At 68.0% G+C, this 15,154-nt stretch carries 13 protein-coding genes; 8 read left to right on the forward strand and 5 right to left on the reverse strand.

Features of this window, described 5'->3' with window-relative positions; all coding sequences use genetic code 11:
* Window positions 1–22: 22 nt before the first annotated feature.
* Window positions 23–1,570, reverse strand: coding sequence for a wax ester/triacylglycerol synthase family O-acyltransferase (locus VGK20_19345; GenBank protein HEY2776205.1), 1,548 nt, complete (start codon window positions 1,568–1,570; stop codon window positions 23–25).
* A gap of 456 nt (window positions 1,571–2,026) precedes the next feature.
* On the opposite strand from VGK20_19345, the gene VGK20_19350 reads away from it, so the two are divergent.
* The 6 genes from VGK20_19350 to VGK20_19375 all read left to right on the forward strand — a co-directional run bounded on the left by VGK20_19350 (window position 2,027) and on the right by VGK20_19375 (window position 6,160).
* Window positions 2,027–2,395: a DUF4345 family protein gene (locus tag VGK20_19350; protein HEY2776206.1), complete on the forward strand. Its 369-nt coding sequence runs from the start codon at window positions 2,027–2,029 to the stop codon at window positions 2,393–2,395.
* Between the two features lie 159 nt (window positions 2,396–2,554).
* Window positions 2,555–3,448 carry a PhzF family phenazine biosynthesis protein gene (locus VGK20_19355; GenBank protein HEY2776207.1) on the forward strand — a complete coding sequence of 298 codons (894 nt, stop codon included), beginning with the start codon at window positions 2,555–2,557 and terminating at the stop codon, window positions 3,446–3,448.
* The gene (locus VGK20_19360) at window positions 3,445–3,657 is read left to right on the forward strand and encodes a DUF2905 domain-containing protein (GenBank protein HEY2776208.1); all 213 of its coding nucleotides are present in this window, start codon (window positions 3,445–3,447) and stop codon (window positions 3,655–3,657) included. The genes VGK20_19355 and VGK20_19360 overlap by 4 nt, the downstream gene beginning before the upstream one ends.
* 16 nt (window positions 3,658–3,673) lie before the next feature.
* A complete protein-coding gene (locus VGK20_19365; protein ID HEY2776209.1) occupies window positions 3,674–4,741 on the forward strand; it encodes a DMT family transporter in 1,068 nt (355 codons plus the stop codon).
* Window positions 4,742–4,796: 55 nt separating this feature from the next.
* The gene (gene folP / locus VGK20_19370) at window positions 4,797–5,612 is read left to right on the forward strand and encodes a dihydropteroate synthase (GenBank protein HEY2776210.1); all 816 of its coding nucleotides are present in this window, start codon (window positions 4,797–4,799) and stop codon (window positions 5,610–5,612) included.
* Window positions 5,609–6,160 carry a DUF488 domain-containing protein gene (locus VGK20_19375; GenBank protein HEY2776211.1) on the forward strand — a complete coding sequence of 184 codons (552 nt, stop codon included), beginning with the start codon at window positions 5,609–5,611 and terminating at the stop codon, window positions 6,158–6,160. Before folP ends, VGK20_19375 begins: the two co-directional genes overlap by 4 nt.
* On the opposite strand, the gene VGK20_19380 is transcribed toward VGK20_19375, so the two are convergent.
* Window positions 6,146–8,785: a PAS domain S-box protein gene (locus VGK20_19380; protein HEY2776212.1), complete on the reverse strand. Its 2,640-nt coding sequence runs from the start codon at window positions 8,783–8,785 to the stop codon at window positions 6,146–6,148. The two genes, VGK20_19375 and VGK20_19380, sit on opposite strands and share 15 nt — an antisense overlap.
* A gap of 197 nt (window positions 8,786–8,982) precedes the next feature.
* Entirely contained in the window at window positions 8,983–9,540 is a 558-nt protein-coding gene (locus VGK20_19385; protein ID HEY2776213.1) for a YqgE/AlgH family protein, read from the reverse strand.
* A gap of 285 nt (window positions 9,541–9,825) precedes the next feature.
* Between VGK20_19385 and VGK20_19390 the strand changes: the two genes are divergently transcribed.
* Entirely contained in the window at window positions 9,826–10,794 is a 969-nt protein-coding gene (locus VGK20_19390; protein HEY2776214.1) for an LLM class F420-dependent oxidoreductase, read from the forward strand.
* Between the two features lie 121 nt (window positions 10,795–10,915).
* On the opposite strand, the gene hemG is transcribed toward VGK20_19390, so the two are convergent.
* Window positions 10,916–12,364, reverse strand: coding sequence for a protoporphyrinogen oxidase (hemG, locus tag VGK20_19395; protein HEY2776215.1), 1,449 nt, complete (start codon window positions 12,362–12,364; stop codon window positions 10,916–10,918).
* 77 nt (window positions 12,365–12,441) lie between these two features.
* Complete coding sequence (gene hemE, locus VGK20_19400) at window positions 12,442–14,439, reverse strand: uroporphyrinogen decarboxylase (GenBank protein HEY2776216.1); 1,998 nt, start codon at window positions 14,437–14,439, stop codon at window positions 12,442–12,444.
* A gap of 268 nt (window positions 14,440–14,707) precedes the next feature.
* On the opposite strand from hemE, the gene VGK20_19405 reads away from it, so the two are divergent.
* Entirely contained in the window at window positions 14,708–15,148 is a 441-nt protein-coding gene (locus tag VGK20_19405) for a CBS domain-containing protein (protein ID HEY2776217.1), read from the forward strand.
* Window positions 15,149–15,154 lie beyond the last annotated feature (6 nt).

Genomic DNA, 15,154 nt, shown 5'->3' on the forward strand with positions numbered 1-15,154 from the left:
CCCCGCCCGATGCATCGCATCCTTACGAGTGGTGGGTGACACCATTGCTCGGGCGAACCTCCACCGACGGAGTCGCCTGCGCGGCGCGGCTGCCCGGTTTGGCCGGCTTCGCCGTTGCTCCACGTGCGGGATCCTCGGCGCGGTTGCCCGCGGCGGCAGCGGAGCGTGCGGCGATCTCGCGCAGCTCTTCGAACGACTCGCGGGTCGCCTTCACGTAAGCGGAAAGGTCGGGCACGAGGTCGTAGTCCGCGTTGAAACCCCAGCAGAGCTTGCCGTCGTAGCTGAGCAGCGCGATGCCGAGCCCGAGGTTGTCGACGAGCGGCACGTGAGGGAACGTCTCGAGCAGCTTGGCGCCGAGCATGTACATCGGGAACTGGGGGCCCGGCACGTTGGTCACGACCATGTTGAACGGCAGCAGCCGCGTGATGTTGCGGCCTGCCAGCGAGAGCAGCGTCGACGGCGTCCATTCGGCCACCTGCGTCAGCACTTCGGCTCCGACTGCGCGCTTGGAGGACTTGAGGTCGGCGGTCGTGCGCCGGATCGCGTCGAGCTGGCGGCGCGGATCTTCCTCTCCGACCGGCAGATCGACAGTCCAGGCCGAAACGCGATTGCCGAAGGAGCCGCGCTCGTCCTCGGTGCGCACGCTGACCGGCGTCATCACGCGGAAATCGATGCGGCGCGGATCGACCAGGCGCCGCTGCAGGAAGCGGCGCACCGCGCCGGTGACGATCGTCAGCACGATGTCGTTGAGCGAGCCGCCGAGACCTCGGCGGATCGTCTTGATGTCGGAGATGTTCATCGTCAGCCAGTCGAAGCGGCGATGAGGTCCGATCTCGCCGTTGAGCGGAGTGGCCGACGCGGTGCGGAACGACGCGCCGAGAGTCTCGGCAACGGCGCGACCGCGCGTGAGCAGGTCGCGCTGGGTGTCCTCGGCCGCCGCGATGAGGCTTCCTACTCCGCGCGCGGCCTCGAGCGGCAGGCGTGCCCAGTGTCCCACTTCGTCGCGGATCAACTCGAGCCCCGACGGCGAGGGGCGCGGAATGAACTGCGGCGTCTCCTGGACGTCGTGCGTTTCGTAGGGACTGAGCAGGATCTTCAGCATGTCGACGCCCGAGATGCCGTCGATCATGCAGTGGTGCACTTTCGAGATGAGCGCGAAGCGATTGCCGGAGAGCCCCTCGATGATCCACAGCTCCCACAGCGGCCTCTGGCGGTCGAGGTGCTGCTGCATGATGCGGCCCGACAGGCGCTTCAGCTGGACGTCGGAGCCGGGACGCGGAAGCGCGGAGTGGCGGATGTGGAAGTCGAGGTTGAAGCGATCGTCGTCGACCCACACCGGCTGGCTGGTAAACGGCACGTACGCGAGCTTCTGGCGGTAGCGCGGGATCAGGTGCAGCGAAGACGCGAACACCTGCTTGATCGCGTCGGCGTCGATGCCGCCTTCGGCCGTGGCCAGCGGGCCGGCCTCGAAGATCATCGTCGAGGCCACGTGCATGTAGGCGTTGGGCTTCTCGAGGATCAGGAACGAGTTGTCGAGGGCGGTCAGACGGTCGTAGGAGTATCGCGCCATGGATTTTCCTCGAGGACTGCGCGGGGTGCCGGGCCGGATCCGGTCGGGGCCTCGCGCGGCCGGTTGCCTCTATAACCGCGGCCCTGCGGGCCGCTGCTGCTCTAACCGCGCCCTGCGGGCTGCTGCTCGTTTAACCGCGTCCCTGGGGCCCGCTGCTGTCGAAACAGCGGTCCCGTGGGGCCGCTGATCCATGCTATCGCGCGGTTTTGCGCCCGCTACAAGCAGGTCCGGCGGGGGCCGGCACCGCTCCGGACGAAGAATCGGGGGAGTTTCGGCAACTTGCGGAGCCTGGCGACTGCACAGTTGCGTCTTCGTTCGATGGCCAGCGACTTGCTGCCGGGTTGCGGGCTTGGCCTCGCGCTCGCGTCCCCGATACACGGGCTTTCCCCGGGCCGTCGCGGCACGGGACGGGTCGCGCCGCCGCACGGCCGGCGCGTTCAGCAGAAGAGGCAAGCGATGAATCTTCCGGTCAGCGTCAACACTCTCGGCTCCCTCGTCACCGCCGGTCTCGGAGTCTACGGCCTGTTCTGGCCGCTCGGGGCCGCAAAGCTGGTCGGCATTTCTCCCGTCGACGAGAAGGGAGTCTCGGAGATCCGCGCGACGTACGGCGGACTTTTCCTCGCTCTCGGCATCTTCGCGACGATCGCGCAGACGCACGACATCTTCCGCTGCGTGGCGATCGGATGGATCGGTGCGGGAGCGGCGCGCGCGTTCTCCTACGTGCGCGACAACAGCCGCTCGGGAGCCAACCTGGGCGCGATCGTCGTCGAGCTCATCGTCGGCATGTCGATGCTCGTGCCGTGGGACAGCTTTTTCGGCACCTGACGAGCGCACTCGCCCCGAGCGGACGGCCTCATCGACGGCGCCGACCCCGACTCCCCCTGAGCGGCCGGGCCTGCCGCCCGGCAATGCTCGCGCCGTTCCGGCTCCCGGAACGGGGCGCCCCGCGCTTTACGCGTCGCGAAGGTTCGCCACTATGCGGGCATGAGCGCAGCCGCATCTTCCAGACCTTCGCTGCTCGTCGTCGACGTGTTCGCCGAGAAGCCGTACGCGGGCAACCAGCTCGCGGTGGTCGTCGGAGCCCGCGCCGACGACTGGCCGGCCTCGCGCATGCAGGCGTTCGCGCGCGAAATGAATTTCTCCGAGACGACGTTCGCGTCGCCGACTGCGGTGGACGGTGCGTTCGACGTGCGCATCTTCACGCCGTCGGCGGAGCTTCCGTTTGCCGGGCATCCGACTCTCGGCACCGCGTGGGTACTGCGGCACTTCTTCCACGCGTCGCTGCCGGCGTCGGTGGCGCTGCGGCTCGGAATCGGCGTCGTGCCGGTCGAATTCGACGAGACGGAGTCGGGCGAGCTGGTCCGCATGCGGCCGCGGGCGCCGAAGCTCTGCGAGACGATGGACGGGCCGACGCTTGCGAGCCACCTTGGCATCGATCCGTCCGATATCGATCCGCGCCACCCGTGCCGCCGCGCCGACATCGGCATCCAGTTTGCGCTGGTGCCGCTCAGGAACCTCGCGTCGCTGCGCGCCGCTGCGCCGAAAACACTTCCGGCCGGCGAGCCGGGCACGACGCTCGGCGTGCTCGCATTCTGCCCCGAGACGTACGAGCCGGGCGGTGATTTCGCCGTGCGGATGTTCTTCGAGGCTTTGGGCGTGCGCGAAGATCCGGCCACCGGCTCGGCCGCCGCGTGCCTTGCTGCGTATCTCAGCGCCGAGCGCTGGTTCGGCAGCGACCGCGTGCGCGCGCGTCTCCAGCAGGGCTACCAAATCGGACGTCCTTCGTGCCTGTACATCGGGGCGGAGAGATCGGGCGATTCGACCACGGTGGAGGTGGCCGGCAAGGTCGTGCTGGTGGCACGAGGGGAGGTTTCTTGAGCCCGGCGCCGCGCATCCTGATCATCGCCGGGCTCGTTCTCGTGGTGGTCGGCCTTGCGTGGCCTCTGCTCGGCCGTCTCGGGCTCGGGCGGCTGCCAGGCGACATCGCCATCGAGCGCGAGCACTTCCGCTTCTACTTTCCGCTGACGACGCTCGTCATCGTCAACGTGCTGCTGTGGCTGCTCGTGCGGCTGTTCGGCGGCCGCTGACGCAGCAGGGACGACGATGCTCGAGCACCCGGAGACCGCAGGCGACACCGCCGCCGATGAGGCCGAGGTGGTGGTCGAAGGCATCGGCGTCGATGCAGTTGCCGCGCCCCCGGCGAATCGGGGACAGATACACGGGACGCAAGACCGCGTCCGCAGCGCCTGCCGGGTCCGCACCTCGCGCTCGAAGTGGGAGGTAGGGCCGGGCGTCTGGTACGTCGTCGCGAGCGCACTGGCGTTCAGCGTGATGACGTCGTTCGTCAAGATCGCAGGCCACAGGCTGCCGAGCCAGGAAGTGGTCGCTGCCAGGGGCGCCGTGAGCCTGCTTCTCAGCTGGATCCTCGTGCGCCGCGCCGGCCTGTCGCCATGGGGCACGCACCGCCGCCTGTTGCTGCTTCGCGGTTTCCTCGGCTACCTGGCGCTTTCGTGCGTCTTCCACGCCGTTGCGACGATGCCGCTGGCCGACGCGACGGTGCTCCAGTACCTGTACCCGCTTTTCACGGCGATTCTCGCTACTGCGATCCTCGGCGAAAGGCCGAACGCACGCGTCGTCATTGCCGGCGCGGCCAGCCTCGCTGGTATCCTGCTCGTGGCCAGGCCGTCGTTCCTGTTCGGCTCCGATGCCGCTGCGCTGAACCTCGTCGACGTCACCATTGCCGTCTGCGGCGCGCTGCTCACCGCGTTTGCTTACGTCGGCGTCAAGCACCTGACCGCGCTCGAGCATCCGCTGGTGATCGTCTTCTATTTCCCGCTCGTGACGTTCCCGGCGACGCTCCCCGCGCTCCTGCATTCGGCGCTGATGCCGACGCCGGCCGAGGCGCTCGCGCTGGTGGGTGTCGGCATCGCGACGCAGGCAGGACAGGTCTTCCTGACGCAGGGGCTGCAGCACCTTTCTGCGACCCGCGCGACCGCGCTGACGTACCTCCAGGTGGTGTTCGCGACGACGTGGGGTGCTGTCTTTTTCGGCGAAATTCCCGACCACCGCTCCATGGTCGGTGCCATGCTCGTCGTCAGCGGCGCCTTCCTGCTCGGCATCACGCGAGTGCGCGACCAGCCGCGCGCATCCGGACCTTTTCGCGCCGCCTGACGGGGCTGGTTTCCCGCAGCTTGAGTCTTCGCGGCACTTGCGGCCGACTGCATCCATGCCGGCCGCCGCTGTCACGATCTTCGGCATCGTCAACGTCACTCGCGATTCGTTCTCGGACGGCGGTCGCTTCCTCGAGCCTCGAGCTGCGATCGAACACGCGCGAAGCCTGGTGGACGACGGCGCCGACGTGATCGACGTCGGCGCGGCTTCGAGCCACCCCGAGGCGGAAGTTGTAACGGTCGCCGAGGAGATCCGGCGCCTGGAGCCGGTGATCGGAGCGCTCGTGGCAAGCGGCATCGCAGTCAGCGTCGACTCGACGCAGCCGCAGGTTCAGCGCTTCGCGCTTGCCGCCGGTGCTTCGTGGATCAACGACATCCGCGGTTTTCCCGACCAGGCAATGTATCCGCACCTTGCGGCGTCGGGCGCTGCACTGGTCGTGATGCACTCGATCGCCCGCGCAGAGCGTGCCACCCGCGAGCACACGCAGCCCGCTGCGGTGTTGGACGGCATCGTCGAGTTTTTCGACGCCCGCATCGCGGCCCTGCAAGCCGCAGGCATCGCGCGCGAGCGCCTCGTCCTCGATCCCGGCATGGGCCTGTTCCTCGGCGCCGATCCTGAGCCGTCGGTGCTCGTGCTGCAGCGCCTCGGCGAGCTTCGCGATCGCTACGCTGTTCCGCTGATGATCAGCGTTTCGCGCAAATCGCTGGTCGGGCGACTTTCGGGCCGGCCGCGGTCGCCGCGCGACGCTTCGTCGCTGGCGACCGAGCTGTTCGCGGTCGAACGCGGCGCCACGTTCATTCGCACGCACGAGCCGCGGCTGCTTCGTGACGCGCTCGTGGCGCGCGAGGCGCTCGAGAGGCCGCTGGTGTGACGCCCGGCGCGCCGACGATCCACACGGTAGGCCACTCCACGCGTTCGCTGGACGAGCTCGTCGCCCTGCTGCGCGCGCACGGCGTAACCGCCGTGGCCGACGTGCGGACGGTGCCTCGCTCGCGGCGCCACCCGCATTTTTGCGCGGATTCCCTCGCGATCGCTCTGCCGGAGCACGGCATCGAGTACCTTTCGCTGCGCTCCCTCGGAGGGCTGCGGCGCCCGCGGCCGGATTCGATCAACGGTGCGTGGCGCAACGACAGCTTTCGCGGTTATGCCGACTTCATGCAGACCGATGCATTCATCGAAGCGCTGGAGGAGCTGACGTCGATCGCGCGCGAAAAACCGACCGCGACGATGTGCGCGGAGGCGGTTCCGTGGAGGTGCCACCGCTCGCTGATCAGCGATGCGCTCGTCGTGCGCGGCTGGCGCGTGCTGGACATCATGAGCCAGACGAAAGCCGCGGCCCATTCGCTGACGAAATTCGCGCTGGTCGACGGCACGACGGTGACGTACCCGCCGGAGCAGCCGGACTTATTGCCGGTCTGAATCGTTCGGCGGCAGCTGCGCGATGAGTGTCGTCAGCTCGGCGATGTTCACCGGTTTCACCAGGTGGTGATCGAAGCCGGCCTCCAGCGAGCGAAGCCGGTCTTCTTCCTGCCCCCAGCCGGTCAGCGCGACGATGCGCATCGCCGATCCCCATTCCTGGGCACGGATGCGGCGGCAGACGTCGAGGCCGTTCATGCGCGGGAGCCCGATGTCGAGCAGGACGATCTCCGGGCGGAACGTGCGCGCGGCCTCGACCGCTTCGACGCCGTCGCGCGCGATCTTCGTCTGGTGGCCCCTCATGCGCAGCAGCATCGACAGGGAGTCCGCACTGTCGACGTTGTCGTCGACGACGAGGACGCGGCGGGCTTCGCCGCGCTCGTGGTCGTTCGAAGCCGGCCGCGCGGCGTCTTCCGCTCCGCGATCGAGCACGGGCAACCGGACGGCGACCTCGGTGCCGAGGCCCGGCCCGGCGCTCGTCGCCTGGATGGTTCCCGAATGCATCTCGACCAGCTCCTTGGCGAGCGTCAGGCCGATGCCGAGGCCACCCTGCGACCTCTCGAGCGAGCGGTCGACCTGGGCGAACATTTCGAACACCGTCTCGAGCATTTCCGCGGGAATGCCGACCCCGGTGTCCTTGACGCGCACTTCCACGGTGCCGCCGCGGCGCTCGGCCACCAGGTCGATGCGCCCGCCGGGCTGCGTGTACTTGCACGCGTTGTTGATCAGGTTGCTCAGCACTTGCGCCAGGCGGACGCGGTCCGCCTGGAGGTAGACGGGCTCGTCGGGAAGCGAGACGTGTACTTCGTGGTGAAGGCATTCGGCCAGCGGCCGGCAGATCTCCATGGCCTGCTGCACGATCGCGCCGAGCTCGACGCGTTCGTTGCGAAGCTCGATCTTGCCGCGGCTGATGCGCGCGACGTCGAGGAGATCATCGACCAGGTGAACCATCTGCTCGACCTGGCGCTCCATCGTGCCGATGGCTCTGTCGGTGGTCTCGTCGTCGGCGGTTGTCATTCTCAGGATCTGCAGGGAGTTGCGCATCGGCGCCAGCGGGTTGCGAAGCTCGTGGGCCAGCGTGGCGAGAAACTCGTTCTTGCGGCGGTCGGCTAGTTGCAGGCTTGCGCGCGAGTCGGCGATCTCGCGCTCGCTGCGGCGCCTCTCGGTAACGTCGCGGAACACCAGCACACAGCCCGCCAGAGGATCTTCGGGCAGGCGAATCGGCGCCGCGCTGTCGTCGATCGGAATCTCGCGGGCGTCCTTTCGGATCAGGATGGTATGGTTGGCCAGGCCGACGATCACGCCTTCGCGCAGTGCGCGGGCCGCCGGACTCTCGACCGTGCGGCGTGTCTGCTCGTTGACGATCCGGAACACCTCGTCCAGGCTTCGCCCCACCGCATCCTGTGCCGTCCAGCCGGTGAGCTGCTCGGCCACGGCGTTGATCGACATTACTCTGCCGCGCCTGTCCGTCGTCATGACGCCGTCGCCGATGCTGGCCAGCGTCGTCGCGAGCAGTTCCTTCTCACGCTCGAGATCCCTTCGCGCGGCGATCCGCTCGGTGATGTCGTGGAGAATCTTCGATGCTCCGATCAACTCGCCTTCGGCGTTGCGCAGCGGCGAGACGCTGACGGCGACGGGAATCAGCCGGCCGTCGCTGGTCATCCGTTCGGTCTCGACGCGTTCGATCGGTTGCCCATTGCGCAGGCTCGCGAGGATCCGCGCCTCCTCGTCCAGGCGCCCCGCAGGGACCAGTGTCGCGACCGAGCGGCCGACGATCTCCTCGGCGGTGTAGCCGAACAGGGCCTCGGCGCTGACGTTCCAGGTCTGGATGATGCCGTCGAGATCCTTCGTGATGAACGCGTCCCCCGAATCGCGGACGATGGTCGCGAGCCTTTCGCGGTCGTACTGCACGCGGCGCTGCTCGGTGACGTCGCGGAACACGAGGATGACGCCGAAGATCGAGCCCTCGTGATCGCGGATCGGCGCAGCGCTGTCGTCGACGGGACATTCGCTGCCGTCCTTGCGCACCAGCAGCGTATGATTCGCAAGACCGATGGGCTTTCCTTCGTGCAGCGCCCTGGCCACCGGATCCTCCACCTCCCGGCGGGTGTGCTCGTGAAGGATCCGGAATACCTCCACGTGCGGCCTGCCCACCGCCTCCGCGCTGCGCCAGCCGCTGAGCTCTTCGGCGACTCCGTTGAGGAACGTGATGCGCCCCTCCGCATCGGTGACGATCACCGCGTCCCCGATGCTCGCCAGGATCGTCCGCGTCCGGTCGCCTTCGTGCTGGGCGCGCCGGCGCGCGCTGCGCATCGCGTGACCGAGCCCGATGATGACCGCATTGGTGGCAACGAAAATCGCGAGCCCTACCACCTGGCCGGGCGTCGCGACGCGCACTGCACCGCGCTGCGCAAAGAACAGGTAGCTGCAGGCCGCGAAGCCGAGGACGGCCGAAAGCAGCCCTCCGCGGATCCCGCCGAAATAGACGGCGAACGCGACGGCGCCGAAGACCGTGGAGTACGGCAGGTCACTGCCCAGCCATGGATCGATCAGCCATCGCAGCAGGACTGCGAAGGCGGTCACGCCGACGGCGAAAAGGATCTCTTCGGCATTGCGTTGCGCTTTCATCGATTCGGCATGACCCGCGGCGGCCAAACACGCACGTCCCGGCGACTTCGCGGTGAGGGCGCACCGCGGCGCGACCGGCGGCGAGACGCAAGAAGCCCTGACTCTATGACGTCAGGCGGGACGATGGAACCGGTATCCGGGCGAGTCCACCCGAACGACTGCGGAGAGGCCGCAGTTGAGCCTCGCGCGCGGCGACGTCAATGAATGCCGTGGGACGGCGCCAGCGTGATCGGCGCAACGTTCAGGCGGAGCAGGGCCGCCTCCCACATTTTCTCGGGCGGGGTCTCGAACAGGAAGTCGGCGTCTACGTCGCTGTTGACCCACGCCGTTTCGGTCAGCTCGCGCTCGAGCTGGGCCGGACCCCATCCCGAATAACCGAGCAGGAATCGGACGCGGCGCGGAGGATGCCTGGCCAGCTCGCGCAGGGCATCGGGCGCCGACGTAATGAAAAGCCCCGGAATCAGCTCGCGGGTGCCCAGGCCGTCGAGGCCTTCGACTCTCTCGTGAAGAATCCAGCCCGTCTCGGGTTGCACGGGACCGCCGGACCACGCGACGTCACCGGCGCCCCGCCAGTCGACGTCGATGGATTTGAGAAGGTCTCCGACCGGAGTGCGCGTCGGCCGGTTGATGACCAGCCCGAAGGAACCCTCCGTGCGGTGCTCGATCATCAGCACCACCGAGCGATCGAAGTTGGGATCGCGAAGCTGGGGCATCGCGATCAGCAGACCCGGAGCGACGTGCAACTCGCCGAGCATGACTGACTCTCTACACACGCTTTCGCCTGCGGGCAAGAGGGGGATTGGGCGGAACCTTTTGATTCGCCGCACTGGCGCAAGCATAGCTCCGGCCCGGCACCGCCAATTGAGCGGGGCGCTCTGGTCGATCGAGCGATCGAGCCGAGCCGGTCGATGCGCGGGTCGAAGAGCCGATCGAATCGCGGCTCGAAGAGCCGATGAACACCGGCTCGAAGAGCCGATTGAACCAAGGCTCGAAGAGCCGATGAACCAAGGCTCGAAGAGCCGATGAAAGGGAGAACGTCGATGCAGTTCGGATGCCTGGTTCCGCAGGGATGGCGCCTCGACCTGATGGGCGTCACCGGCGATCGAAACAAATGGGAGACCTGCGACCGCGTCGCCCGGGGCCTCGATGCCGCGGGATGGGAGTCGCTGTGGGTCTACGATCATTTCCACACGGTTCCTCGCAAGGAGATCGAGGCTACGTTCGAAGCGTGGACGCTGATGACGCACCTGGCGAGCGCGACCAGTCGCGCCCGCATCGGTCAGCTCGTCACCTGCAACGAGTACCGGCACCCGGCGCATCTCGCGAAGATCGCAGCCTGCGTCGACGTGATGAGCGGCGGTCGCCTCGAGCTCGGCCTCGGCGCCGGCTGGTATCAGGAGGAATTCGACGCGTACGGCTACGAGTTCCGTCCGATCGGCGAAAGGCTCGGCCGGCTGCGCGAATCGCTGGAAGTGATTCGCGCGATGTGGAGCAACGAAAAAGCCAGCTACGAGGGCCGGCACTTCCGCCTGAAGGATGCCGTCTGCCAGCCGCAGCCGCTGCAGAAGCCGCACCCGCCGATCGTCATCGGGGGACGCGGCGAGAAAGTGCTGCTGCGCCTTGTTGCGCGCTTCGCCGACGTCTGGAACTACAATGGCAACCGTGACGAGTTCGCGCGCTATCGCGACATCCTGAAGGAGCACTGCCGCGTCGTCGGCCGCGACTTCGACGAGATCCGCATTACCGCGATGGCCGGCGGAATCTGCTACGACAGCGAGCAGGAAAAGGAAGCCTTCCTCGAGAGCATTGCGGCGCAGAAGCTGCCCGCCGAGCGGCTGTTCGGCTTCGTCTCGTGCAAGGGATCGCGCGAGGAGTGTGCCGAGTTCCTCGACGGCTACGGCAAGCTCGGCGTCTCGGGCGTCGTCTTCTACTTCAACGACATCGCCAGCTTCGGCTCCGGCCGCTCCCAAGCCGAAAAGTTCCAGCGAGACGTATTTCCATTGTTGTAATGGGGTCAGGCACCAGCGGAATAGGGTCAGGCACCAGCGGAATGGGGTCAGGCACCACAGGAATGGGGTCAGGCACCAGCGCGAGGCACCAGCGCGCATCGAACGGGCGACGTCCTCGGGCTTATTCGGCTGGTGCCTGACCCCACCGCTTGATCGCGCCCACCAGGCGCTCGGCGGCGGCTTCTCCGGAGCGGACGCAGTCGGGAATGCCCACGCCGCGATAGGCCGATCCGGCCAGCGCGAGCGTCGCGTAGCGGCCGGCCTCCTCCTCGATGCGGGCGACGCGCTCGAGGTGCCCGACGTTGTACTGCGGCATCGAGCGCGGCCACCTGGCGATGCGCACGTCGCGAGGTGCGACCTTGATGCCGAGCAGCTCGCCGAGGTCGCGCGTGACGCCGCCCAGCATCTTGTCGTCGGCCTGGTCATAGGCGTCGGGAAACAGTGCGCCGCCAACGAACGCGCGCAGCAGCACCGTGCCTGCCGCCGCCCGCTGCTGGTACTTGACGCTGCTGAACGTGCACGCCAGCAGCGAGCGCTTCTCGACCGCCGGCACGACGAAGCCGAATCCGTCGAGGGGATGCGGCACGTCGTCGCGACGGTAGACGAGGTTGACGGTTGCGGCGGATGCGTACTCGACGAGATTCAGCGAGCGCGCGAGCTCCGGCGCGATTCCCTCGACCAGGCGCGAGGCCGCGTACGCAGGCGTCGCGATGCACACCGCGTCGGCGTCGATGCATTCGTCCAGCGTGTAGACCTTCCAGCGCCCGTCGTCGTGCTCGATTCTCTCGACGATCGTGTTCGTGCGGATCGAGGCGGCGGGCAGGATCTCGACCAGGCGCCGGGGCAGCACCGAAAGGCCCCGGTCCAGCGAGATGAACAGCGAGTAGCGGGGCCCGGAGGCCACGCCTTCGGCGCGCGCCGCCGCGCGCGCCCCGCCCCGCTGCGATTCCATCAGCCCGAGGATCAGGCTGCGGTGCTTTCGCTCCATCTCAATGAAGCGCGGCATCGTTGCGCGAAGGCTGAGCTTCTCGGGATCGGCCGTGTAGACGCCGCCTACCATCGGCTGCGCCGCCCGTTCGAGGGCCTGGCTGCCGAGCCGTCGCCGCACAAAGGACGCGAGGCTTTCGTCGGCGCCGTCGCTGCGCCGCGGCAGCACGAGATCGGCCGCCATGCGAAGCTTGGCAGGCCACGTGAACAACCGTGTCCCGACGAACGGCGCCAGCCGCGTCGGTGCCATCATGAAGAAGCCTTCGGGGATCGGGTGCAGTGTGCGGCCGAGCGCGACGAAGCTCTTGCGGAACTCCCCGCGCGTCCCGATGATCCGCTCTTCGAGCCCGATCTCCTCGCAGAGCGCGCGCGCCCACGGTTTCTCGGTGACGATGGAATCCGGTCCGAGCTCCATCGTGCAGCCGCTCTGCTCGGCGGTCTCGATCACGCCGCCGGCGCGGGCACCGGCTTCGAGCACCGAAACTTCGACGTCGAGGCCGGCCTCTTGCGCCAGCCGATGCGCGCGGTAGGCCGCCGACAGCCCGGCGATGCCGGCTCCGACGACGACGATGCGTCGCTTCATCGCGGAGGTCCCTGGTGCCGGCGGATCTCGCCGGAGCCCAAGACCGCAGCGGTCGGCTCGAAGTTGCGTACCACCGCTCAGTTCCGCTGCGACAGCTCGTGCACGGCGTCGACGAGAGCGATGACGTTGTCGACCGGCGTACCCGGCAGGATCCCGTGGCCGAGATTGAAGATGTGCCCGGCGCGGCCGCCGACCTCGTCGAGCACGCGAGCGCACTGGCGGCGGATCGTGTCGCGATCGGCGAACAGCAGCACGGGATCCAGGTTGCCCTGCACGGCGACGCCGGCGAAGCGGTCGAACACCGGTGCGATTGCCACGCGATGATCGATGCCGATCACCGAGCAGCCGGCTTCGACCTGCTGGTCGAGCAACGTCGCGGTGTCAGTGCCGAAGCTGATCAGCGGGACCGAAGCGCCGATGCACGCGGCAATCGTTTTCATGTGCGGTGCGACGTAAGTCGCGTAATCGGACGGGGACAGGCATCCGACCCAGCTGTCGAAAAGCTGCACGGCCTGGGCGCCGGCATCGATCTGCGCGCGAAGGTAGGCGCCGACAGCGCGCGCCAGGCGGTCCATCATCGCGTCCCACGCGCCCTTGTCGGCGTACATGAAGCGCTTGGTCTGGATGTAGTTTCGCGACCCGCCGCCTTCGATGACGTAGGACGCCAGCGTGAACGGAGCGCCGCTGAAGCCGATCAGCGGCACCGACGGCGCCAGCTCGGCGCGTGTGCGCCGGAGCGCATCCATGACGAACGAAAGCTCGGCGGCAGGATCGATTTCGCGAAGACGGTCGACGTCGCCGGGGCCGCGCACCAGGCGCGACAGGCTCGGTCCGTCGCCGTGGACGTACTCGAGGCCGAGGCCCATCGGCTCGAGGATCAGCAGGATGTCGGAGAAAAGGATCGCGGCATCGGCGCCGATGCGCTGCTGGGCCTCGACGGCGGCCTGGGCCGCGAGCTCGGGCGTCTTGCACAGCTCGATGAACGAAGCGCGCGCCCGAAGCTCGCGGTATTCCTGCATGTAGCGGCCGGCCTGGCGCATCAGCCATACCGGCGTGTGCGGCACCGGCTCGCGTCGGCAGGCCTTGAGGAACACGCTGCCCTGCAGCGCGGCGGCAGCGCTGCCGTCGTGCGTTGCCGCGGCTCGTACCGTCGCGGGCGAAACCCGCGATGTGCGCATGCGGGCCCGCCGTTCCACGATGAGCGCGGGGGCGAGCGCGGAGGCTTCCTTGATCAACGTTCCGAGCTTCGGATGCGACGGCTCGAAGTCGACGCTCAGGCCCTGCTCCGCGAGCGTCTCGCTGCAGACGGGGCCAACCGAGCCGATGACCACTTCGGCCACGGCGCTGCGAAGCCCGTCCTCGACGCCGAGGCGGCGAGCGACCTCGAACAAGTGAAGGACCTGCGTCGAGCTGGTGAACAGCAGGACATCGGCCGTGCGCGCCAGCACCTGGCGGATTGCGTCTTGCAACGGCGCGAGATCGTCGGGAAGCGCCCAGCGATACACCTCGACGCGCGTCACGACGGCGCCGCGCGCCTCCAGGCCGCGCGCGAGCTCGTCGCTCGGTATTCCGTATTCCTGGATCGCGACGCGGGCGCCGGCCAGGTCCACCGACTCGGCGGCCTCGTCGAGCGTCGCGAGAATCTCGCGCCACGTGTTCGGCTCCGCGACCGTGATCGTGACCGGCAGGCCCACTTCGCGAAGCGCCTGCACGGGTTTCGGTCCGCGCGCGACGATCGTCGTGCGCGCAAGCGCAGCCAGCACCTGGTCGCGGTCGCCGCGGGCCTGCCACGCATCGAGCAGGGCGCGCGCGCCGACACCGGTAAGGAAGACGACGATGTCGATCTTCGCCGCGAGAAGGGAATCGGCAAAAGCGAGCGCGGCATCATTGGCTGCCAGCGGCACCTCCTTCATCGACGGCGCGGAAATCGCCACGCCCCCCGCGTTGTGCACAAGCCTGGCGGTCTCGGCGGCCATGCGGCTTTCGAACGTGACGACGCGAAGTCCTCCGAAACCGCGGCCGGTTTTGTCCTTCTCCTGGTTGCCGTCGTGGGGATGTGGCTCGCTGTGCGTCATTTCGCGAAGTTGCCTCGTCTCGCCGGCATTCGCACAGCCTGACGCGTTGCGCCGTACCGGGAACTGCGCGCCGCGGCGCGATCGGGCGGTAGCGCAATGTTTCAAGTTCACGGGGCGGCGGCAACCGGGCGAAATGTCCTCTCGTCCGCGCTGTTGACCGGTCCCGTTCGGAGTGCCTTACTCGAATTCGCTCGAATCCCGCCCGACAGGAGTCGTCGAACAACATCCGGAACCACAGCGCCGCAGCCAGGCACAAGGAGCGAATCCGATGAAGGTTCGTGACATTCGAAAAAGCTCTTCCGTCCCCCTCCAGACCGTCACTCCGGACCACACCGTTCGCGAAGCCGTCGAGGTCCTGTGCCGCTTCAACATCGGTGCGCTGCCGGTCCTCGACATCGAGGGCTCGCTGGTCGGCATCATCTCCGAGCGCGACGTCCTGCGGCTGTGCTGCCGCGACGACGGCCCGGCGATGCTTTCGACGCGGGTTCGCGACGTGATGACGCGCGAGGTGGTCGTCGCGGTGCCCGACGACAGTGTCGAGTACGTGATGCGCGTAATGACCGAAAGGCGAGTGCGTCACTTGCCGGTGCTCGAGGACCACAACCTCGTTGCGATCGTCTCGATCGGGGATGTCGTCAAGGCCCAGCACGACGAGAAGGACACCGAGATCCGCTATCTGCGCGACTACATGCAGGGCGCGCTGGCCTGAGGTGAA

The organism is Candidatus Binatia bacterium, assembly GCA_036493895.1.
Taxonomy (GTDB): domain Bacteria; phylum Desulfobacterota; class Binatia; order UBA1149; family CAITLU01; genus DATNBU01.